The organism is Pseudomonas sp. TE12508, assembly GCF_056279485.1.
Genome location: NZ_JBWCCN010000013.1, coordinates 13,158 through 34,438 on the forward strand (window position 1 = coordinate 13,158; position 21,281 = coordinate 34,438).

Consider the following 21,281-nt stretch of genomic DNA (forward strand, 5'->3'; position numbering starts at 1 on the left):
ACGTAGTTCTGAAGCCCTCGGTCTTACTGTTTAGTCTGTGCCGCGAGACTCTAATTCCGCTGTATGAGGAACTTTACCTTCAGCTGACCCGTGCTTTACGCACGCCTTCGGACAAGGCTGCGCACAAGCTGAGTACGCCCTCCACAGCCTGATCCGGCGTCGAGGCATTGGCGATGTGATCGATCAATGCCGACCCCACCACCACACCGTCGGCCAGACGCGCGATGGACGCCGCTTGCTCTGGAGTACGGATACCAAAACCGATGCTGATCGGCAGATCAGTATGGCGACGCAGACGGGTGACCGCTTCTTCGACATGTTCCAGAGTCGCCGCACCCGCACCGGTCACACCCGCCACCGACACGTAGTAAACAAAGCCGGAACTGCCGTTCAATACAGTCGGCAAGCGCACGTCATCAGTCGTCGGAGTGGTCAGGCGAATGAAGTCCAGGCCCGCCGCCTGTGCCGGGTCGCACAGCTCGCCATTATGCTCGGGCGGCAAGTCGACCACGATCAGGCCATCGACACCGGCCTCTTTGGCTTCAGCGATGAAACGTGGCACGCCGTACATGTGAATCGGGTTGAAGTAACCCATCAGCACCAGCGGAGTCTCGCTATTGCCTTCGCGGAACTCGCGAACCATTTGCAGGGTTTTCGCCAGGTTTTGTTTGGCGCCCAAGGCACGAATGTTGGCCAGTTGAATCGCCGGGCCATCGGCCATTGGATCGGTGAAGGGCATGCCCAACTCGATCACGTCGGCACCCGCTCCCGGCAAGCCTTTGAGGATCGCCAGAGACGTGTCGTAGCTCGGATCGCCGGCGGTCACAAAGGTCACCAGGGCGGCGCGGTTCTGTTCCTTGAGTTCGGCAAAACGCGTTTGCAGGCGGCTCATCAGTGTTTCTCCTGCTTGGATTGCTCTTGTTGAGAGTGTTCCATGTGGTGCATCACAGTCTGCATGTCTTTGTCGCCACGCCCGGACAGGTTGACCACCATCAGGTGATCTTTCGGCAGCGTCGGTGCGCGTTTGAACACTTCGGCCAGGGCATGGGCGCTTTCCAGTGCAGGAATAATCCCTTCCAGGCGGCAGCATTTGTGGAATGCGTCGAGGGCTTCGTCGTCGGTCACCGAGGTGTACTGGACGCGGCCGATGTCATGCAACCAGGCGTGTTCCGGGCCAATGCCTGGATAGTCGAGACCGGCGGAGATCGAATGAGCGTCGATGATCTGGCCGTCGTCGTCCTGCAACAGGAAGGTACGGTTGCCGTGCAGTACACCCGGTACGCCGCCGTTCAGGCTGGCCGCGTGCTTGCCGGTTTCGATGCCGTAACCGGCGGCTTCAACGCCGATGATCTCGACGCTCTTGTCATCGAGGAACGGGTGGAACAGGCCCATGGCGTTGGAACCACCACCGATGCACGCCACCAGGCTGTCGGGCAGACGGCCTTCCTGGGCTTGCAACTGCTCGCGGGTTTCCTTGCCGATCACAGCCTGGAAGTCACGTACCATGGCGGGATACGGGTGCGGGCCGGCGACGGTGCCGATCAGGTAAAAGGTGCTATCGACGTTGGTGACCCAGTCACGCAGGGCTTCGTTCATCGCATCTTTGAGGGTGCCGGTGCCGGCGACCACCGGGATCACTTCAGCGCCCAGCAGCTTCATGCGAAACACGTTGGCTTGCTGACGTTCGATGTCAGTGGTGCCCATGTAGATCACGCAATCGAGGCCGAAACGCGCAGCCACGGTAGCGGTCGCCACGCCGTGCATGCCAGCGCCGGTCTCGGCAATGATGCGTTTCTTGCCCATGCGCCGCGCCAGCAGGATCTGGCCGATGCAGTTGTTGATCTTGTGCGCGCCGGTGTGGTTCAGCTCTTCGCGCTTGAGGTAAATCTTCGCGCCGCCGCAGAACTCTGTCAGACGCTCGGCGAAATACAGTGGGCTTGGACGTCCGACGTAATCACGCTGGAAGTAGGCCAATTCTTCTTTGAACGCCGGATCTTCCTTGGCCGCTTCGTATTCGCGGGCCAGATCGAGGATCAACGGCATCAGGGTTTCGGCGACGTAACGGCCACCGAACGCGCCGAACAGGCCGTTGGCGTCGGGGCCGTTGCGCAGGTTAGTCTGGGTCATGGGTCGCTCCAGTTGTATTCGAGAGGTGACGATGGGGTTCACTCTACCCCTGACATCCCGCACTGAAAACCGATAAGATCGCCGCAACCTGTCAGAAAAACTCACAGATACCATGAGCCACGACCTTCCTCCGCTGAACGCCCTTCGCGCCTTCGAAGCCACTGCCCGCCTGAACAGCGTCAGTCAGGCCGCCGAACAGCTGCACGTCACTCATGGTGCGGTCAGCCGACAGCTCAAGGTACTGGAAGAACACCTCGGCGTGAGCCTGTTCATCAAGGATGGGCGCGGCCTGAAACTCACAGATGCCGGTGTCCGTTTGCGCGATGTCAGCGGTGAAGCCTTCGAGCGATTGCGCAGCGTTTGCGCCGAACTGACCCAAAGCACCGCCGATGCACCGTTCGTGCTCGGCTGCTCGGGCAGCCTGCTGGCGCGCTGGTTCATTCCGCGTTTGGGGCGGCTCAATGCGGATCTGCCGGATCTGCGTTTGCACCTGTCGGCTGGCGAAGGCGATCTCGATCCACGGCGGCCCGGCCTGGACGCTTTGCTGGTGTTTGCCGAGCCGCCATGGCCGGCGGACATGCAAGTTTATGAACTGGCCAGCGAACGCATCGGCCCGGTCATGAGCCCACGATTCGTCGGCTACGAAAGGCTGCAGAGCGCACCGGCAAACGCCCTGCTGACCGAACCCTTGCTGCATACCACCTCACGTCCGCAAGCCTGGCCGAGTTGGGCACAGCAAAGCGGCCTCGACGGCAAGGCGCTGAAGTATGGTCAGGGGTTCGAGCATTTGTATTATTTGCTGGAGGCGGCAGTGGCCGGGCTGGGTGTAGCCATCGCGCCCGAGCCGCTGGTGGCCGAGGATTTGAAAGCCGGTCGCCTGGTTGCGCCATGGGGTTTCTGTGAAACCCCGGCGCAACTGGCGTTGTGGCTACCCAAGCGCGCCGCGGACGGGCGCGCTCGGCAATTGGCGCAGTGGCTTAAAAACGAACTGCGTCAGGCACCTTAATTACCGCGCTTGCACAGCAGATAGGCCGCCAGAAGACCCAGCGCACCGACTGCGACACCGGCTGTAGCCCAAGGGTGTTCCTGGGCGTAGTCACGTGTCGCGATCCCGGTTTCACGGGTTTTGACCTTGACCTCTTCATAGGCATCGGAGAGCAGATGACGCGAATGCTTCAGCGCGTTTTCGGCGTTGATTTTCAGCGTTTTAAGGGTTTTACGCGATTCGTCCGAGGCGTCGTCCTTCAGGCTTTCCAACGATTTCAGCAGACTCTCGATCTCGGCTTCCATGCTTTGCAATGAGGCTTTACGTAACGAGGTGTTGGCCATGGTGAATCTCCTGCATTGTTTGAGTTGCGTGTGTTGGTTGGGACTTCAGGGGTTTGAGAAAGTGCAGTAAATCTGAAATCCCCCTCGGATTGGTCGACAGAAGAAATAAGAAAAATCACTGCTAGGCTGTAATTCACACCCTTAGGAGAACGCCATGACTGACCATCACACCTACAAGAAAGTCGAGCTGGTTGGCTCATCCACCACCAGCATTGAAGACGCCATCAACAATGCCCTGGCCGAAGCCAACAAGAGTCTGAAGTACATGGAATGGTTCGAAGTGACCGAAACCCGCGGGCACATCAAGGACGGCAAAGCGGCACACTTCCAGGTGACGCTTAAAGTCGGATTCCGGATTGCCAGTAGCTGAGCTTAAGCCAGTCTTCTGAACTTGCGCGCCGGCCGAATGCCATAGGGAATGGCAAAGCGCTACGTGGTGAGTGCGTCCGGCCGATAGCTGGATGCGCTCCCCCTATTGATCCGACCAGGGAGTGCAACCCATGAAGAAGTTTATTTTGGCGATAGGTTTGTTGAGCCTTGCGGGCACAGCCTTTGCCCAAGGCAAGTCGTGCGACGAGCTGAAAGCCGAAATCTCAGCGAAACTGGATGCCAAAGGTGTTTCCAATTACACACTGGAGATCGTCGATAAAGGCGCTGCTGCTGACGGGAAAGTCGTTGGCACCTGTGAAAAAGGCTCCAGGCAAATCGTCTACAAACAGGGCTGACCGCCCTCGAAAATGAAAAAGCCGACGCAATGGCGTCGGCTTTTTTGTGGCTGCAGTTTGCGCCTCAGCCCTTCATGACCTGCGCCAACAACTCATAGGAATGCACGCGATCGGCATGTTCGTACAGGTCACAGGTAAAAATCAGCTCATCGGCCTGCGTCTGTTCGATCAGCACTTCCAGCTTGGCGCGAATTTTCTGCGGGCTGCCGACCATGGCAAGGCCAAGGAAATCACCGACCGCTTCTTTCTCATGAGGCAGCCACAGACCGTCCATGGTCTTCACTGGCGGACGTTGCACCAGGCTCTGGCCACGCATCAACGCGAGAATCCGCTGGTAGACCGAAGTGGCCAGGTAATCGGCCTGCTCATCAGTGTCTGCAGCCACCAGTGGCACGCCGAGCATCACGTAAGGCTTATCCAAAACCGCTGAAGGCTTGAAGTGGTTGCGGTAGACGCGAATCGCCTCATGCATGAAACGCGGTGCGAAATGTGAAGCGAAGGCGTAGGGCAAACCGCGCTCACCCGCCAACTGCGCACTGAACAGGCTCGAACCCAACAACCAGATCGGGACATTCGTGCCGGTACCCGGCATGGCAATGATCCGCTGGTCTGGCGTACGTGGGCCGAGGTAGCGCATCAGTTCAGTCACGTCTTGCGGGAAGTCATCGGCACTGCCGGAGCGCTCACGGCGCAAGGCGCGAGCGGTCATTTGATCGGATCCAGGCGCGCGACCCAGGCCCAGATCGATCCGTCCCGGGTACAGACTTTCAAGGGTGCCGAACTGCTCGGCGATCACCAGTGGCGCGTGGTTGGGCAGCATCACGCCCCCCGACCCGACACGAATGGTCGAAGTGCCGCCAGCCAGATAGCCCAGCAGGACCGAGGTCGCCGAACTGGCGATCCCGTCCATGTTGTGGTGCTCGGCGACCCAGAAGCGGTTGTAGCCGAATTTTTCGACGTGCCGCGCCAGATCCAAAGAATTGTGCAGGGACTGGGCCGCACTGCCGTTCTCCCGCACGGGCACCAGATCCAGGGTCGAGAACTTGATATCGGATAGTCGTTTCATGAACCTGCTTCTCCAATGGGTAAGCAGGTTTTTTCACGAACGAAAACCTGCCGAGTCTATAAGCGTGTTCTATGCAATGAGGGCATATACCCGAGTTTCAATAGGAGAGACAAAAATCCTACGCGATTAGAGGACCGATCAGATGAGGTGAACTTTGCCTGACGGTCTATCCTCAGAACCCTGGTAACCGAAAACCACGAAGGCGCGACGTTTCGCGCCGGATCTTGAGGAGGCAGACATGGCTATCACAAAGAAAGCATCGGCTCATTGGGAAGGTGATCTGAAAACCGGTATCGGCTCGATTTCCACGGAAACCGGCGTCCTCAGAGAAGCCCCCTACGGCTTCAAGGCCCGTTTCGAAGGGGGTAAAGGCACCAATCCGGAAGAGCTGATCGGCGCGGCTCACGCGGGCTGTTTCTCCATGGCGTTTTCAATGATTCTCGGCGATGCCGGCCTCAAGGCCGACAGCATCGACACCAACGCCGAAGTGACCCTGGACCAGGTAGACGGTGGCTTTGCAATCACCGCGGTAAAGCTGATTCTCAAGGCGAAAATCCCCGGGGCGACCCAGGCGCAATTCGAGGAACTGAGCAATAAAGCCAAAGAAGGCTGCCCGGTGTCCAAAGTGTTGAATGCGAAAATCAGTCTGGATGCGACGTTGGTCAGCTGATAACAATGGGTTGATACGCTAGCTGAGATCGCAGCCTTCGCGGGCTCCCTTGCGCAGGTTGCGGTCTTTTTTTGTCCTGAAACATAACCTGACAGACAAAACTGTGGTCGAATAAATGACAGCAGCTTCAGCGCATCACCATGCGCGCTGCCTTAAGGGAGCTTCAACCATGAAACGTTTTGCCTTGGCGGTTATCTGTTGCACGCTGGCCACATCGGCCCTCGCGGCACCGAAATCCTGTGAGGAACTCAAGGCCGAGATCGAAGCCAAGATCCAGGCCAATAACGTCTCGTCCTACACCCTGGAAATCGTCACCAACGACGAAGTGCACGATCAGAACATGGTCGTCGGTTCATGCGAAGGCGGAACCAAGAAAATCATCTACCAAAAAAATGACCGTTGATTCGTCTCACATGACGCAGTTGGCCAGCCGATCTTCGGCGACAATTTCCCGCTTGGCATTGTAGAGCCGGGCGCTGGGGGTGAACGCTATAGAACGCGCTTCCAGCAGGTAACGCTGGCCGGCCTCGAAATGGTCGTAATTGATGGTCAGGTAGCACAGCCGCTCCAGCGGAGCATTCATCAAGCCTGAGCCACCACCAAACACTTCAAAATCGAAACGCACTCTCAGTTCATGGCTACCCGGGGTGACCTGAAAGTAGCGCCCATCGCTCAGCCGCTGGTTGTCCAGCCGATCGGCCATCAGCAGTTTCCCGCCGGGGCTCGGCGTAGCGAAGTCGACCCAGGCCATCTGCGGATCGACCGCCGGCAACGGACTCGTGCAACCGACAAAGGCGCCTGCAGCGAGCAACAGCAACAACCTGCGCATGATGAATTTCCCAAGGACTGATAATTCAGCATAGCGTCGATCAAGTACGTTGGCAGCCTGCCGGTGTGCCCTGTCCAATCACTTTTCGCTGTTGATCATAGAGCTTCGCCCACGGCCGAAAGCCGATATACCCCGCTTGCAGCTGATATCGCTGACCGGCGTTGAAGTCCTTGAATTTCACATTCAACTGGCAGTCGCGCCACAGCGGCTCGGCGTCAGGGCCAATGTTGGTCGGCTGGACTGCGAACAAGTAGCGAACCGTCAGCTCATGGCTACCCGGCTGCACCTCGAAGTAGCGCTTATCGATGGAAGCCTTGTCATCGACTTCCACCGCTTGCAGCGCGGTGTCTTCCTGCCGTGTATCCAGATCGATCCATGCCTGTGAAGGATCAGGGGTGGGTAGTCCAGCACAACCGGCCAGCATCAGCAGGCCTCCCGTCAGCATCAACTTGCGCATAGCGGAGCTCCAATAGGCGGGATAGTCTTGCGGGCAGACTTTCCAGGGATGTTTTTATTTTGATCAGGCCGCGTCCAAGCCTTGGGTTACTTGATCGCGTTTTACGCATTTTGTTTCCGGGGATGTTTCTTTTGTTATTGAACGGCTGCACCAGCATCAGCTATTACGGCCAATTGGCCAGTGGTCAGCTGCACTTGCTGCGGGCACGGGAGCCGGTTTCCAGTGTGATTGCCGATCCCGGTCGCGATCAGCAATTGCGCGCCCATCTGGCCCAATCACAAAAGGCCCGGACATTCGCCAGCCAGCGCTTGCACCTGCCGGACAACCAGAGCTATCGCCTATACGCCGACATCGGCCGACCGTTTGTAGTCTGGAACGTCTTTGCCACGCCGGAGTTTTCGCTGAAGCCGCACAACCATTGCTTCCCCATCGCTGGCTGCGTCGCCTATCGCGGGTATTACAGACAGAGTGCTGCCCGCGGTGAGGCCGCTTTGCAACGATTGCAAGGTATGGACGTGTCGATTGGCGGCGTCGAGGCCTATTCGACGCTCGGTTGGTTCAACGACCCGATCATGAGCTCAATGATGGGTTGGGGCGACGAACGGTTGGCCACGCTGATTTTCCACGAACTCGCCCATCAACGTTTTTATGTGAAAGACGACACCGAGTTCAACGAGTCCTTCGCCACCTTCGTCGAGCAGGAGGGCACTCGTCAATGGCGTGCATTCCGTGGCCTGCCACCGGATAACCGAGCGTTGGAGCAGCAACGCGATCAGTTCATCCAATTGGTTCTGGACACCCGCAAGAGGCTGGAGCAGCTATACGCCTTGCCACTGCCTGCCGAGCAAATGCGCGAGCGCAAAGCAGCAGAGTTCGAACAATTGCGCCGTGAATACCGGACGCTACGCGACAGCCAATGGGCCGGGAACAAACGCTACGATGCCTGGATCAACACCCCGATGAACAACGCCCGGCTGCTCCCGTTTGGTTTGTATGACCAATGGGTACCGGCGTTTGCCGCATTGTTTAAACAGGTCGATGGGGATTGGATGAGGTTTTATGCGGCGGTGGAGAAATTGGGCGCGTTACCGGTTGGGGAGCGTAAGGCGGCGTTGAACGTGTTGGCCGGATCAGCGAGTCCCGGTGGCTGAGCGGGCCTCTTCGCGGGCAAGCCCGCTCCCACATTAGATCGGAGTATGCCAATGCCCTTTGGCCAGACATAAAACCCTGTGGGAGCGAGGCTTGCCCGCGAAGGCAATTCAACTAACGCTGCAAAAACGCCTGATGCATCTGCTCCAGCGTCTCGAAGTGATACGCCGGTGCTTCGGCGCTCAACTCTTCCCGGCTGCCAAACCCATAACCCACCGCTGCCGCGTCCAGTCCATTGCTCCGAGCGCCGATCAGATCGTGTTTACGGTCGCCAATCATCAGGGTATTGGCCGGGTCCAGGCCTTCTTCACTCATCAAGTGCGCAATCAGCTCGACCTTGTTGGTCCGCGTGCCATCCAGCTCACTGCCGTAAATCACTTTGAAATGCCTGGCGAAGTCGAAGTGCCGGGCGATTTCCTGGGCGAAAACCCATGGTTTGGAGGTCGCGATGTACAGCTGTCGCCCTTGCCCAACCAGGGTTTCCAGCAGTGGCGTGACGCCGTCGAACACGCGGTTTTCATACAGACCGGTGACCTTGAAGCGCTCGCGATAGAAACTCACCGCTTCCCAGGCCTTGGGCTCGTCGAAGTCGTAGAACTGCATGAACGCCTGCAACAACGGCGGACCGATGAAGTGCTCGAGCCTGGTCAGGTCCGGCTCATCGATCCCCAGTTTGCCCAAGGCGAACTGGATGGAGCGGGTAATGCCTTCGCGCGGGTCGGTCAGCGTGCCATCAAGGTCGAACAGTACGGTTTGGTAATGCATGAAAATTCCTGAGCAATAGCGAGACACTTTCCATTATCAAGCGGCTTAGAGCTGGTCGTAGCCTTCGGCCAGATGCAGATTCTTGAGCTTCACGTAGTTCGCCGCACTGTAGGTGAAAAAGGCTTTTTCCTTGTCAGTCAGCGGTCGGATCTGTTTCACCGGGCTACCGACATAGAGAAACCCGCTTTCCAGGCGCTTGCCCGGGGGGACCAGACTGCCGGCACCGATGATCACATCGTCCTCGACCACCGCACCGTCCATGACGATGCTGCCCATGCCGATCAGAATCCGGTTCCCCACGGCGCAACCATGAAGCATGACTTTATGCGCGATGGTCACATCGTCACCGATCAGCAGCGGGAAGCCATCGGGATTGAATGGTCCGGCGTGGGTAATGTGCAACACGCAGCCGTCCTGCACGCTGGTGCGCGCACCGATTCGGATGCGGTGCATGTCGCCGCGGATCACTGTCAGCGGCCAGACGGAGCTGTCTTCGCCGATTTCGACGTCGCCGATCACCACCGCCGAGCCGTCGACAAAGGCGCCTTTACCCAGCAGCGGCGTGTGGTTCTGATACTTGCGAAGGGTCACGATAGGCTCTCTCTCTTTTGCTGATAGCTGCGGTGAGCGTCGATTGTAATTAAGATGGGGCCATGTTTCTTCCCGCATGTTTTCCAGCCAAGGTGCCAACCGTGAGCGTGAACAACCCTCTTTTGCAGTCCTACGACCTGCCGCCGTTCTCGGCGATCCGTGCCGAACACGTGCAACCGGCCATTGAAAAGATCCTGGCTGACAACCGCGCTGCCATCGTCGACATCCTCAAAACCCAGGGTAAACAACCGACCTGGGCCGGCCTGGTGCTGGCGATGGATGAGCTCAACGATCGTCTGGGCGCCGCCTGGAGCCCGGTCAGCCACCTCAATGCCGTGTGCAACAGCGCCGAGTTGCGCGAAGCCTACGAGTCCTGCCTGCCGGCCCTGAGCGCCTACGCCACCGAGCTGGGCCAGAACCGTGAACTGTTTCAAGCCTATGAAGCGCTGGCCAACAGCCCTGAGGCCGCCGGTTTCGATGTGGCGCAGAAAACCATCCTGGAACACGCTTTGCGCGACTTCCGTCTGTCGGGTATCGACCTGCCTGAAGCCGAACAAAAGCGTTATGCCGACGTGCAGAGCAAACTGTCGGAGCTGGGCAGCCGCTTCTCCAACCAGTTGCTCGACGCCACCCAGGCCTGGACCAAGCACGTCACCGACGAAGCCGCCCTCGCCGGTCTGACCGAGTCGGCCAAGGCGCAAATGGCCGCCGCCGCGCAAGCCAAAGAGCTGGATGGCTGGTTGATCACCCTGGAATTCCCGAGTTACTACGCGGTGATGACCTACGCCCAGGACCGCGCCCTGCGTGAAGAAGTCTATGCCGCCTACTGCACCCGTGCGTCGGACCAAGGCCCGAATGCCGGTCAGAATGACAACGGCCCGGTCATGGAAGAAATTCTCGACCTGCGTCAGGAACTGGCAAAACTATTGGGCTTCACCAGCTTCTCGGAGCTGAGCCTGGCCACCAAAATGGCCGAGTCCAACGATCAGGTGCTGAGTTTTCTGCGCGACCTGGCCAAACGCAGCAAGCCGTTCGCCGCCCAGGATCTGCAACAGCTCAAGGCCTACGCCGCCGAACAAGGTTGCCCGGACCTGCAAAGCTGGGACAGCGGTTTCTACGGTGAAAAACTTCGCGAACAGCGCTATAGCGTCGCCCAGGAAACCCTTCGCGCGTACTTCCCGATCGACAAGGTTCTGGGTGGTTTGTTCAGCATCGTCCAGCGCCTGTACGGCATCGAGATCGCCGAGCTGAAAGGCTTCGACACCTGGCATCCGGACGTTCGCCTGTTCGAAATCAAGGAAAACGGCCAGCACGTCGGCCGATTCTTCTTCGACCTGTATGCCCGCGCCAACAAGCGCGGCGGCGCCTGGATGGACGGCGCCCGCGATCATCGCCGCACGATCAATGGCGTGCTGCAAAGCCCGGTGGCGAACCTGGTGTGCAATTTCACCCCGGCCGACAGCGGTAAACCGGCCCTGCTGACTCACGATGAAGTGACCACCCTGTTCCACGAATTCGGTCATGGCCTGCATCATCTGCTGACCCGCGTCGAGCATGCAGGCGTGTCTGGCATCAACGGCGTCGCCTGGGATGCGGTCGAGCTGCCAAGCCAGTTCATGGAAAACTGGTGCTGGGAGCCGGAAGGTCTGGCGCTGATTTCCGGTCACTACGAAACCGGCGAGCCGTTGCCTCAGGACCTGCTGGAGAAAATGCTCGCGGCGAAGAACTTCCAGTCCGGCCTGATGATGGTCCGCCAACTGGAATTCTCGCTGTTCGACTTCGAACTGCACGCCACCCACGGCGACGGCCGCAGCGTGCTGCAAGTGCTCGAAGGCGTGCGCGACGAAGTCTCGGTCATGCGTCCGCCGGCCTACAACCGCTTCCCCAACAGCTTTGCCCACATCTTCGCCGGCGGTTACGCGGCGGGTTACTACAGTTATAAGTGGGCTGAAGTATTGTCGGCCGATGCCTTCTCGAAATTCGAAGAAGACGGCGTGCTCAATGCCGAAACCGGTCGCGCCTTCCGTGAAGCGATCCTGGCGCGGGGCGGTTCTCAGGAACCAATGGTGCTGTTCGTCGACTTCCGTGGCCGTGCGCCATCGATTGACGCACTCTTGCGCCATAGCGGCCTGAGTGAGGACGCGGCAGCATGAGTGAGGAATCTGTGATCACCAAAAAACGCTTTATCGCCGGCGCGGTCTGCCCGGCCTGCAGCGAGCCGGACAAGTTGATGATGTGGAGCGAAAACACAGTTCCGCATCGCGAGTGCGTGGCCTGCGGTTATTCCGATACGCTGAATGAACAAGGTCTGTCGGTGCCCAAGGAATTGGGCACGCGGGTCAATACTTCGGCACTCAAGGTGCCGGACGCCAAGGTTCAGGCCGTGCAGTTTTTCCCGAACCCGAAGTTGAAGAAGAAACCAGACGAGCAACACTGAGTACCGAAAATCACCTTCCACTGCGCAATGCAGTGGGAGGTATTACTTACTCGACATGGGCCGATTTGAACCAGTTTTTCATCGAGCAACTGGCAAACGGACTGGTGCTGCAATCACCATTGGCCAGCGCCGTACGAAGTTTGTCGATATCGGCCTGCATCATGTAACGCACACCATCCTTGAAATGCGTGCTGTCACCAAAGCCGCCTTGGGTCATTTCGCTCAGGGCATCTTCCTTGCTCCAGCCTTGCACCACCACCCGGTACATCGCGGCCATCAGGCCTGTGCGGTCCGAGCCGTGTTTGCAGTGCATAAGCACCGGCCCTTTTGATTCGGCAGTTTGAATCGCACGCAGCACCTTGAGTACATCCGCATCATCCACATGATTGGTGCGATAAGGCAGGTGTACTTGAGTGATACCGGGTGCGGACAACCAGCTTGAGTCCGGTTCGGACAGGAAGTTGATTACAGTCCCGACGTTGAGTTTTTCCAGCAATTGCACCGAGCCAGCGTCAGGCAATGCGCTGCGATAGAGCATCGGGGACATCTCAAAGAGATTGTGTTGCCTCTCCACTGGTTGAGCCCACTCCGCAGGACGGGGCGAGGAGCTGTCGTCAGCGAGGGCCAACGTCAGGTTGAACAATGAGACCAGCGACAAACACATCGCAGATATATAACGCGCTAGAGGCATGTTTGGGTAACTGTTCAGGAAGAGGTGGGAAGATGGCACCCAGCTTCAGTCCTGAACGGTCAAAGGTCTGTGAGCTGACCGTCAAAGAAATGTGAATCAGTCTTTTGAAGCTGCGTTGACGGGAAATCCAGGTTTTATCCGCCAGCTCGGTTTATCTTCAGTACTTAACCAATTGCACCTTGCAATCACGCCTCTAAGCGTTAAATAAAACAAACCAATCCTGCATGAACTTTCATGCAGGCCTGGCACTATAAAGTCAAGGATTTACAATACTGGAATAAGCCTTGGCCAAAGCCAACAGTTTTGCCTTGTCGTCGCTGTCGATATCACCATCGCCGTCCACATCGCTGTTGACCGACTTTATGCTGAACGACCCGCCGCCATCGCTGGAGACGGCCTCTACGTAGACGGAATCGACCAGGGCCTCTGTCTGTACCTCGTTGACCTCATCCCAACCCAACTCTTTACGGGCAAGTTGCATCGATACTCGCGCTTCATTTGGATTGACAACACTGGGGGCCAGCAATTGCAAAAAGATACCACGCTGATTAAAAAACGACATAGATTAATTCCTTTTAATAAGTATCCACGAAGACTTCGTGTGCAGTCGATAATACTGAGCTTATTAATTTCAGACTATCCGTTATATATTTCATCGAGTTGCAGCAAGATGCATTATTGAACAGTTAATACAGGCGCTCGACGCTGATCAAATGCTCAGGTGCCGAACGGCACTGGCCGCTTTTCCCCGCCTCGTTTACTGTATGCACATACAGTGAAGAGCATTAATCGATGAACACTCCCTTGCCACCCCGCAGTCGCGGCACCGCCACCAACCCGCACAACCGCTTCGCGCCTAACCGTTCCGTGGCCGAGGATGACGGCTGGTATCAGGAAGCGCCAATCACCCAAGGCACCGAGGTGCGCATCGAGACGGCAAAAACCATCATCACCCGCAATAACTCGCCAGACCTGCCGTTCGATCGCTCGATCAACCCCTATCGCGGCTGCGAGCATGGCTGCATCTATTGCTATGCACGGCCCAGTCACGCCTATTGGGATCTGTCACCGGGGCTGGATTTCGAAACCAGACTGATCGCCAAGACCAACGCCGCCGACGTGCTGGAAGAACAACTGTCCAAACGCGGCTATCAATGCGCGCCGATCAACCTTGGCTCCAATACCGACCCTTATCAGCCGATCGAGCGCGAACACAAAATCACCCGTAAAACCCTGGAAGTGCTGCTGCGTTACCGCCACCCGGTGACCATCATCACTAAAGGCTCGCTGATTCTTCGCGATCTGGACCTGCTGGCTGAACTCGCCGAGCAAAGGCTGGTGGCGGTAATGATCAGCCTGACCACGCTGGATGATGAACTCAAACGTATCCTCGAACCGCGCGCCGCGGCACCCAAGGCACGGCTGCGGGCGATCCGGGTGATGCGCGAAGCCGGGATTCCGGTGGGTGTCTTGTGTTCACCCATGATTCCGATGATCAACGACAGCGAACTCGAAAGCCTGCTGGCCGAAGCTCATGCTGCGGGTGCCCAGAGTGCGGCCTACATGATGTTGCGCTTGCCGCTGGAAGTGGCGCCGCTATTCGAAGAGTGGCTGGCCGCCCACTATCCTCAGCGTGCAGCTCATGTGTTGAGCCTGATCCGCCAAAGCCGTGGGGATGAGCTCTATGACAGCCGATTCGGTGCCAGAATGCGCGGTGAAGGGCCGTTTGCCGACCTGCTGGCACAACGCTTTGCCAAAACCATCAAGCGCCTGGGGCTCAATCGTCGGGAAGGTTTCAATCTGGATTGCGAATCCTTTTGTCCGCCGGGCCGCCAAATGTCGTTGATTTAAGGACAATTGGCCCTATGGTTGAGTAGTGAACACGACACCGCTTTTCGCGCCGGTCACGTTTTTTGTGACTTGGAATACTCGTTCTAGAGCGTTTTTATTCAGTTTGAGTTAAGTTTCAACGGCTACCTTGTTCATCGAGTGACTGACGGGTCTGACTCTTCGACCTGGATGTTTTTTAAACAGCCACTGGCTTCATACCGGACAAAACGGGAAAATTCCCTGACTCCGCCAAAGAGGATGAATCATGAGTGACAAGGATAAACAGCCGTTGGCTGCGTCGGCTTCAGCCCAACCGGAGGCGGAAACCGCCGATGCAGCGCTGCAGCATATCGTTGACGGCTTTTTGCACTTTCATCACGAGATCTTTCCGCAGCAGGAAGAACTCTTCAAAAAACTCGCCACGGCCCAGCGGCCTCGGGCGATGTTCATCGCGTGTGCCGATTCACGCATCGTTCCCGAACTGATTACCCAAAGCGCTCCCGGCGATTTGTTCGTGACCCGCAACGTCGGCAACGTCGTGCCGCCCTATGGGCAAATGAACGGCGGTGTTTCCACGGCCATCGAATACGCGGTGCTGGCTCTCGGCGTACAGCACATCATCATCTGTGGGCACTCCGACTGTGGCGCCATGCGCGCGGTGCTCAACCCGCAGAGCCTGGAAAAGATGCCGACGGTCAAAGCCTGGCTGCGTCATGCCGAAGTGGCAAAAACCATGGTCCAGGACAACTGCCATTGCACGGATGAAAACGAGAGCATGCACATCCTCACCGAAGAGAATGTGATTGCTCAGTTGCAACATTTGCGAACGCACCCATCGGTGGCCTCGCGCATGGCAAACGGTCAGCTGTTTATCCATGGTTGGGTCTACAACATCGAAACCAGCGAAATCCAGGCTTACGATGCGGATCAGGGTTGTTTCCTGCCGCTCGATGGCAGCCATCCCATTCCGGTGGCGACGCCCAAAGCGCGCTTCTAAATCCTCCTAAGTATGGTTTAGCCGAGGCTGCCGATCTGGCGGCACGGCTTTGCCACGCCTGAAAAAAACTCCGGGAGAGTCACAATGCGTGCCGCTCAACTAAAAGCTGTTCTGCCACGGGAGCTGCTGGCTTCGGTGGTTGTATTTCTGGTCGCCCTGCCCTTGTGCATGGGCATCGCCATCGCCTCGGGGCTGCCGCCGTCCAAAGGCCTGATCACCGGCATTATCGGGGGCCTGGTGGTCGGCTGGCTTGCCGGTTCGCCGCTGCAAGTCAGCGGCCCGGCAGCGGGTCTGGCGGTGTTGGTGTTCGAACTGGTGCGCCAACATGGCATTGCCATGCTCGGGCCGATCCTGCTGCTGGCGGGTTTTCTGCAATTGGTGGCCGGGCGTTTGAAACTGGGTTGCTGGTTTCGGGTCACCGCTCCAGCGGTGGTGTACGGCATGCTCGCCGGGATTGGGGTGCTGATCGTGTTGTCACAGGTGCATGTGATGCTCGATGCCGTGCCCAAGCCTTCGGGGCTGGATAACCTGGCAGCCTTCCCCACTGCGGTGATTCAGGCTTTGCCGTCGTTTGGCTGGCAGGCGGGTTTGCTCGGACTGTCGACCATTGCCGTGATGTGGCTGTGGGAAAAATTCCGCCCGCACTCCCTGCGTTTCGTTCCTGGAGCCTTACTGGGGGTTGGTCTGGCAACGGTCGCCAGCCTGGTGCTCGCATTGCAAGTCAAACGTGTGGAAGTTCCGGCCAACCTGGCGGAAGCCATCGATTGGCTGCGCCCGGCAGACTTGCTCAATCTCGCAGACCCGGCCTTGCTGATCGCTGCCTTCGCCGTGGCCTTTATCGCCAGCGCCGAAACCCTGCTCTCGGCCGCAGCCGTGGACCGTATGCACAGCGGCCAGCGCTCGGACTTTGACCGCGAATTGTCGGCGCAAGGTGTAGGTAACATGCTCTGCGGGTTGCTCGGCGCGCTGCCGATGACCGGGGTGATCGTGCGTAGTTCGGCCAACGTTCAGGCCGGCGCCACCACCCGACTGTCGACGGTGTTTCATGGCCTATGGTTGCTGGCTTTCGTGCTGCTGCTGTCGAGCGTGCTGCAAAGCATTCCGGTGGCGAGTCTGGCGGGGGTTCTGGTTTACACCGGTTTCAAATTGGTAGATCTCAAGGCCTTTCGCGGTCTGGGCCGTTATGGCCGGATGCCGATGTTCACCTATGCGGCGACCGCACTGGCAATCATCTTCACCGACCTGCTGACCGGCGTGCTGATCGGCTTTGGCCTGACACTGGCCAAACTGGCCTGGAAGGCTTCGCGCCTGAAAATCAGCCTGATCGATCTGCCGGCAGACGGCGAGATGGAGCTGCGACTGGTGGGGGCGGCGACCTTCCTCAAGGTACCGGCGCTGACCCAAGTGCTGGGGAGCATTCCGGCAGGTGCAACGGTGCATGTGCCGCTCAACAACCTGAGCTATATCGATCACTCGTGTCTGGAATTGCTTGAGGAGTGGGGCCGGGCCAATGCGGCCAAGGGCTCGAAGCTGTTAATTGAAGCGCGGGGATTGAAGCGCAGGCTTGAAGGACGGTTACGTACCACAACCGGAGTAGGTTCCACCGGCTGAGTAACCTTGAGGGGCGGACTTCTGTGGCGAGGGGGCTTGCCCCCGTTCGGCTGCGAAGCAGTCGCAAAGCTTTTGGGGCCGCTTCGCGACCCAACGGGGGCAAGCCCCCTCGCCACAGAAGCCCGCCCCCACAGGTGTTGGTTCTTCCCGTTGGCTTACGCCGCTGGCTGATCCAGCTCAAGGCCCACGCCCAATTGGCGCGACAGGCACGGCCAGCGCTTCCACGCAGCGCCGGTGTCCGGGCTGTTGAGTTTCTCGCGGTAGGCCTCTACTGACTCCAGCGCAAAACTTTCATCGTTAAGCATCTCGTCCACAGCGTGATGCACCGCCTCATCCAGTTGATTGGCAAATTCCTCGCCGATCAGTTGGTGGGCAATCAGGTTGGCAACTGTCATGTCCAAGGGGATCAATGGCTGACCAAAATGCTTGATGTACAGATCGTTGACCTCTTCGACCAACCGATGCGCCAGATAGGCTTCGTCCAGCAGGCTGTCCAGGCCGACGTGACCGGCCATGATTGCCGGCGGCTGGAGGAAAAACTGCTCCGCGATTGTCAGCACCGGCTTGATCTGCGACTCGATGCCCGCTTCCCTGGCGACTTCATTGGCTGCGTCCAGCAGGTCCGGCACTTGTTCTATATACGCGGCCACAAAACGCGTCATGACGCCCTTGGCGTCGACATCCGGCAATTGGATGGCGGAATGAAGGTGCGGCAGTTGGGTTTCCAGTTGTCGAGTTAACAGGCCGGTCTCGGCCTCGTGTTGTTGGGCTTTTTGGATCTGCTCGCGCAATGCGGCGGTGTTCATGAAAACTCCAGGAAACAAGGCAATGAAATAGGGAAGACATAACTTAGCTGGCTTATGAAAAAGCCTAAGACGCATTTGTCATAATTATTTCATCCTTGAGACGTCTACGTTATATCGATTTGCCACCACTCGTCTGCATCCTTCTCCATTCGTGACATGGAACGCAAGTCCAACCTGTTTCAGCCGATTTACGTCATCGCATTGCGAGGTGGCAGTCGCTGTCTATACTCGGATCTGAATGGAGTTAGCTGATGACGCCCGACTGCATATGCAGCAAGGCTCGGCGATTCAAGTTCGTAGTCTGAAAAAGCCGCTCCCTTGCCGCAGGTGAAAGCCGGCGGGATAAAAAGAACTATAAGGGGAACCCGCAATGATGCGACATCCACATGTCTGGATGGGCCTCCTGTTGTGGTCGATTTTCAGTCAGGCACAAGCGGCCTGGACTGTGAATATGGCGCCTGGAGCGACTGAAATCAGTCACGCAGTATTCGACCTGCACATGACCATTTTCTGGATCTGTGTAGTGATCGGCATCATCGTCTTCGGCGCCATGTTCTGGTCGATGATGGTCCACCGCCGCTCTACGGGGCAGGTGGCCGCAAAATTTCATGAAAGCACCACCGTCGAAATTCTCTGGACCATCGTGCCCCTGCTCATTCTGGTGGCCATGGCGGTCCCCGCAACCGCCACCCTGATCCAGATGTACGACAACACTGAGCCGGATATCGATATCCAGGTCACCGGTTACCAGTGGAAGTGGCACTACAAATACCTGGGTCAGGACGTCGAATTCTTCAGCAACCTGACCACTCCCGCCGATCAGATCCACAACAAGGAAACCAAGGGCGAGCATTACCTGCTGGAGGTCGACAAGCCGCTGGTGTTGCCGATCGGTGCCAAGGTGCGCTTCCTGGTGACTTCCGCCGACGTCATCCACTCCTGGTGGGTGCCGGCCTTCGCGGTCAAGCGCGATGCGATCCCGGGCTTCGTCAATGAATCCTGGACCCGTGTCGAAAAGCCCGGCATCTACCGTGGCCAATGCGCCGAACTGTGCGGCAAGGATCACGGCTTCATGCCGATCGTGGTCGAGGTCAAGGAAAAGGCCGATTACGAAACCTGGCTGGGCGAGCGCAAGGCGGAAGCTGCGCAGCTCAAAGAGCTGACCAGCAAGGAATGGACCCTCGACGAGCTCAAGGAGCGCGGTGACAAGGTCTATCACACCACCTGTGTGGCCTGTCACCAGGCTGAAGGCCAGGGCCTGCCGCCGATGTTCCCGGCACTCAAGGGCTCGAAAATCGCCACCGGACCGATCAAGGATCACCTGAGCATTGTCTTCCACGGCAAGCCCGGTACCGCCATGGCGGCCTTCGGCAAGCAACTCTCGGAAGTCGATATCGCAGCGGTCGTGACCTACGAACGTAACGCCTGGGGCAACAACAAAGGCGACATGGTCACCCCTAAAGAAGTGCTGGAGCTGAAACAGGCGGAAAGCAAATGACCCGGTTAATTGCGCATGTAAGGAACCGCTCGGGGCATGACGCCCCGGCCCGCCCAGCCCATCCGTTTGCAGGAGACAGGACATGACTGCTGTAGTCGATGACCATGTTCATACCGGCACCGCCCACGCCCACGGCCCCGCCAAAGGCCTGATGCGCTGGGTGCTGACCACCAACCACAAGGATATCGGCACGCTGTACCTGTGGTTTGCGTTCTCCATGTTCCTGCTGGGTGGCTCGTTCGCCATGGTAATCCGTGCCGAACTGTTCCAGCCGGGACTGCAAATCGTCCAGCCGGAATTCTTTAACCAGATGACCACCATGCACGGTCTGGTGATGGTGTTCGGTGCGGTGATGCCGGCTTTCGTAGGCCTCGCCAACTGGATGATCCCGTTGATGATCGGCGCGCCGGACATGGCCTTGCCGCGAATGAACAACTTCAGCTTCTGGCTGTTGCCGGCAGCATTCCTGCTACTGGTATCGACCCTCTTCACCCCTGGCGGCGGGCCGAATTTCGGCTGGACCTTCTATGCCCCGCTGTCGACGACCTACGCGCCGGAAAGCGTGACGTTCTTCATTTTCGCCATCCACTTGATGGGGATCAGTTCGATCATGGGGGCGATCAACGTGATCGCGACCATCCTCAACCTGCGTGCCCCCGGCATGACGCTGATGAAAATGCCACTGTTCGTCTGGACCTGGCTGATCACCGCGTTCCTGCTGATTGCAGTGATGCCAGTGCTGGCCGGCTGCGTGACCATGATGCTGATGGACATCCACTTCGGCACCAGTTTCTTCAGTGCCGCCGGTGGCGGAGACCCGGTGTTGTTCCAGCATGTGTTCTGGTTCTTCGGTCACCCCGAGGTGTACATCATGATCCTGCCGGCCTTTGGTGCCGTCAGCTCGATCATTCCGGCCTTCTCGCGCAAGCCGCTGTTTGGCTACACCTCGATGGTCTACGCCACGGCGAGTATTGCGTTCCTGTCGTTCATCGTCTGGGCGCACCACATGTTCGTGGTCGGCATTCCGCTGGTGGGCGAGTTGTTCTTCATGTACGCCACGCTGCTGATCGCGGTGCCCACCGGAGTCAAGGTGTTCAACTGGGCCAGCACCATGTGGCAAGGCTCGCTGACCTTCGAGACGCCGATGCTGTTCGCCGTGGCGTTCGTCATCCTGTTCTCCATTGGCGGGTTCTCCGGGTTGATGCTGGCCATCGCCCCGGCGGACTTCCAGTACCAGGACACCTATTTCGTGGTCGCGCATTTCCACTACGTGCTGGTGCCCGGGGCGATTTTCGGGATCTTCGCCTCGGCCTACTACTGGATGCCGAAATGGACCGGCCACATGTACGACGAGACCCTTGGCAAGCTGCACTTCTGGCTGTCATTCATCGGCATGAACCTGGCGTTCTTCCCGATGCACTTCGTGGGCCTGGCGGGCATGCCGCGGCGGATTCCGGACTACAACCTGCAATTCGCCGACTTCAACATGGTGTCGTCGATCGGCGCGTTCATGTTTGGCGCCACGCAGATCTTCTTCCTGTTCATCGTGATCAAGACCATTCGTGGCGGCGAGCCGGCACCGGCCAAACCGTGGGATGGGGCCGAAGGCCTGGAGTGGAGCATTCCATCGCCGGCGCCGTATCACACCTTCACCACACCGCCGGAAGTGAAATGAAACACCTCGGCCTTGTAGGAGCTTGCTC

At 58.2% G+C, this 21,281-nt stretch carries 24 protein-coding genes; 13 read left to right on the top strand and 11 right to left on the bottom strand.

Annotation, left to right across the window (positions count from 1 at the left end; translation table 11 throughout):
* Positions 1-79: 79 nt before the first annotated feature.
* Together trpA and trpB are read right to left on the bottom strand one after the other, a co-directional pair.
* Positions 80-892 carry a tryptophan synthase subunit alpha gene (gene trpA / locus ACZ9IM_RS18320; protein ID WP_192345250.1) on the bottom strand — a complete coding sequence of 271 codons (813 nt, stop codon included), beginning with the start codon at positions 890-892 and terminating at the stop codon, positions 80-82.
* Entirely contained in the window at positions 892-2,127 is a 1,236-nt protein-coding gene (gene trpB, locus ACZ9IM_RS18325) for a tryptophan synthase subunit beta (RefSeq protein WP_007902766.1), read from the bottom strand. The genes trpA and trpB overlap by 1 nt, the downstream gene beginning before the upstream one ends.
* A 112-nt stretch (positions 2,128-2,239) precedes the next feature.
* Here trpB and ACZ9IM_RS18330 point away from each other — a divergent pair, with 112 nt between their 5' ends.
* Complete coding sequence (locus ACZ9IM_RS18330) at positions 2,240-3,133, top strand: LysR family transcriptional regulator (RefSeq protein WP_427627806.1); 894 nt, start codon at positions 2,240-2,242, stop codon at positions 3,131-3,133.
* Here ACZ9IM_RS18330 and ACZ9IM_RS18335 read toward each other — a convergent pair.
* Complete coding sequence (locus ACZ9IM_RS18335) at positions 3,130-3,456, bottom strand: ElaB/YgaM/YqjD family protein (RefSeq protein WP_427627808.1); 327 nt, start codon at positions 3,454-3,456, stop codon at positions 3,130-3,132. The two genes, ACZ9IM_RS18330 and ACZ9IM_RS18335, sit on opposite strands and share 4 nt — an antisense overlap.
* Before the next feature lie 154 nt (positions 3,457-3,610).
* On the opposite strand from ACZ9IM_RS18335, the gene ACZ9IM_RS18340 reads away from it, so the two are divergent.
* Positions 3,611-3,826, top strand: coding sequence for a dodecin (locus ACZ9IM_RS18340; RefSeq protein WP_007902773.1), 216 nt, complete (start codon positions 3,611-3,613; stop codon positions 3,824-3,826).
* 130 nt (positions 3,827-3,956) lie between these two features.
* The gene (locus ACZ9IM_RS18345; RefSeq protein WP_030129628.1) at positions 3,957-4,181 is read left to right on the top strand and encodes a DUF1161 domain-containing protein; all 225 of its coding nucleotides are present in this window, start codon (positions 3,957-3,959) and stop codon (positions 4,179-4,181) included.
* Between the two features lie 64 nt (positions 4,182-4,245).
* Here ACZ9IM_RS18345 and ACZ9IM_RS18350 read toward each other — a convergent pair whose 3' ends face one another.
* Positions 4,246-5,247, bottom strand: a complete 1,002-nt coding sequence (locus ACZ9IM_RS18350) for an LLM class flavin-dependent oxidoreductase (RefSeq protein ID WP_427627810.1) — start codon at positions 5,245-5,247, stop codon at positions 4,246-4,248.
* Between the two features lie 238 nt (positions 5,248-5,485).
* Here ACZ9IM_RS18350 and ACZ9IM_RS18355 point away from each other — a divergent pair, with 238 nt between their 5' ends.
* Positions 5,486-5,917, top strand: coding sequence for an OsmC family protein (locus ACZ9IM_RS18355; RefSeq protein WP_008152515.1), 432 nt, complete (start codon positions 5,486-5,488; stop codon positions 5,915-5,917).
* 169 nt (positions 5,918-6,086) lie between these two features.
* Positions 6,087-6,320 carry a DUF1161 domain-containing protein gene (locus ACZ9IM_RS18360; RefSeq protein ID WP_048397315.1) on the top strand — a complete coding sequence of 78 codons (234 nt, stop codon included), beginning with the start codon at positions 6,087-6,089 and terminating at the stop codon, positions 6,318-6,320.
* 6 nt (positions 6,321-6,326) lie between these two features.
* On the opposite strand, the gene ACZ9IM_RS18365 is transcribed toward ACZ9IM_RS18360, so the two are convergent.
* Positions 6,327-6,746: a PA0061/PA0062 family lipoprotein gene (locus ACZ9IM_RS18365; protein ID WP_218395806.1), complete on the bottom strand. Its 420-nt coding sequence runs from the start codon at positions 6,744-6,746 to the stop codon at positions 6,327-6,329.
* A 40-nt stretch (positions 6,747-6,786) separates the two neighbouring features.
* On the bottom strand, positions 6,787-7,203 hold the full coding sequence (locus ACZ9IM_RS18370) for a PA0061/PA0062 family lipoprotein (protein ID WP_427627812.1): 417 nt from the start codon (positions 7,201-7,203) through the stop codon (positions 6,787-6,789).
* A 59-nt stretch (positions 7,204-7,262) separates the two neighbouring features.
* Between ACZ9IM_RS18370 and ACZ9IM_RS18375 the strand changes: the two genes are divergently transcribed.
* Positions 7,263-8,354, top strand: coding sequence for an aminopeptidase (locus ACZ9IM_RS18375; protein WP_476224658.1), 1,092 nt, complete (start codon positions 7,263-7,265; stop codon positions 8,352-8,354).
* A 112-nt stretch (positions 8,355-8,466) separates the two neighbouring features.
* On the opposite strand, the gene ACZ9IM_RS18380 is transcribed toward ACZ9IM_RS18375, so the two are convergent.
* On the bottom strand, positions 8,467-9,117 hold the full coding sequence (locus ACZ9IM_RS18380) for an HAD family hydrolase (protein ID WP_476224659.1): 651 nt from the start codon (positions 9,115-9,117) through the stop codon (positions 8,467-8,469).
* Between the two features lie 45 nt (positions 9,118-9,162).
* Entirely contained in the window at positions 9,163-9,708 is a 546-nt protein-coding gene (locus tag ACZ9IM_RS18385; protein ID WP_462000363.1) for a gamma carbonic anhydrase family protein, read from the bottom strand.
* Positions 9,709-9,770: 62 nt separating this feature from the next.
* Between ACZ9IM_RS18385 and prlC the strand changes: the two genes are divergently transcribed.
* Both prlC and ACZ9IM_RS18395 read left to right on the top strand, forming a co-directional pair.
* Positions 9,771-11,861: an oligopeptidase A gene (prlC, locus tag ACZ9IM_RS18390; RefSeq protein ID WP_476224660.1), complete on the top strand. Its 2,091-nt coding sequence runs from the start codon at positions 9,771-9,773 to the stop codon at positions 11,859-11,861.
* Complete coding sequence (locus tag ACZ9IM_RS18395; RefSeq protein WP_192345242.1) at positions 11,858-12,145, top strand: YheV family putative zinc ribbon protein; 288 nt, start codon at positions 11,858-11,860, stop codon at positions 12,143-12,145. The genes prlC and ACZ9IM_RS18395 overlap by 4 nt, the downstream gene beginning before the upstream one ends.
* Positions 12,146-12,191: 46 nt before the next feature.
* On the opposite strand, the gene ACZ9IM_RS18400 is transcribed toward ACZ9IM_RS18395, so the two are convergent.
* Both ACZ9IM_RS18400 and ACZ9IM_RS18405 read right to left on the bottom strand, forming a co-directional pair.
* Entirely contained in the window at positions 12,192-12,836 is a 645-nt protein-coding gene (locus ACZ9IM_RS18400; RefSeq protein WP_476224661.1) for a dual specificity protein phosphatase family protein, read from the bottom strand.
* Positions 12,837-13,092: 256 nt separating this feature from the next.
* The gene (locus ACZ9IM_RS18405; protein WP_008076205.1) at positions 13,093-13,398 is read right to left on the bottom strand and encodes a hypothetical protein; all 306 of its coding nucleotides are present in this window, start codon (positions 13,396-13,398) and stop codon (positions 13,093-13,095) included.
* Positions 13,399-13,628: 230 nt separating this feature from the next.
* On the opposite strand from ACZ9IM_RS18405, the gene ACZ9IM_RS18410 reads away from it, so the two are divergent.
* From ACZ9IM_RS18410 to ACZ9IM_RS18420, 3 genes are all read left to right on the top strand, one after another.
* Positions 13,629-14,687 carry a PA0069 family radical SAM protein gene (locus ACZ9IM_RS18410; protein WP_476224662.1) on the top strand — a complete coding sequence of 353 codons (1,059 nt, stop codon included), beginning with the start codon at positions 13,629-13,631 and terminating at the stop codon, positions 14,685-14,687.
* Between the two features lie 244 nt (positions 14,688-14,931).
* The gene (locus ACZ9IM_RS18415) at positions 14,932-15,663 is read left to right on the top strand and encodes a carbonic anhydrase (protein WP_008076209.1); all 732 of its coding nucleotides are present in this window, start codon (positions 14,932-14,934) and stop codon (positions 15,661-15,663) included.
* A gap of 84 nt (positions 15,664-15,747) precedes the next feature.
* Positions 15,748-17,274 (top strand): SulP family inorganic anion transporter, encoded by a 1,527-nt coding sequence (locus ACZ9IM_RS18420; protein ID WP_427627824.1) that lies wholly within the window; start codon positions 15,748-15,750, stop codon positions 17,272-17,274.
* A 155-nt stretch (positions 17,275-17,429) separates the two neighbouring features.
* Here the strand turns inward: ACZ9IM_RS18420 and ACZ9IM_RS18425 are convergent, their stop codons facing one another.
* A complete protein-coding gene (locus ACZ9IM_RS18425) occupies positions 17,430-18,080 on the bottom strand; it encodes a hypothetical protein (RefSeq protein WP_476224663.1) in 651 nt (216 codons plus the stop codon).
* A 370-nt stretch (positions 18,081-18,450) separates the two neighbouring features.
* Between ACZ9IM_RS18425 and coxB the strand changes: the two genes are divergently transcribed.
* The gene (coxB, locus tag ACZ9IM_RS18430; RefSeq protein ID WP_192345236.1) at positions 18,451-19,578 is read left to right on the top strand and encodes a cytochrome c oxidase subunit II; all 1,128 of its coding nucleotides are present in this window, start codon (positions 18,451-18,453) and stop codon (positions 19,576-19,578) included.
* Positions 19,579-19,660: 82 nt separating this feature from the next.
* Positions 19,661-21,253 carry a cytochrome c oxidase subunit I gene (ctaD, locus tag ACZ9IM_RS18435; RefSeq protein WP_008076217.1) on the top strand — a complete coding sequence of 531 codons (1,593 nt, stop codon included), beginning with the start codon at positions 19,661-19,663 and terminating at the stop codon, positions 21,251-21,253.
* Positions 21,254-21,281: the final 28 nt, after the last annotated feature.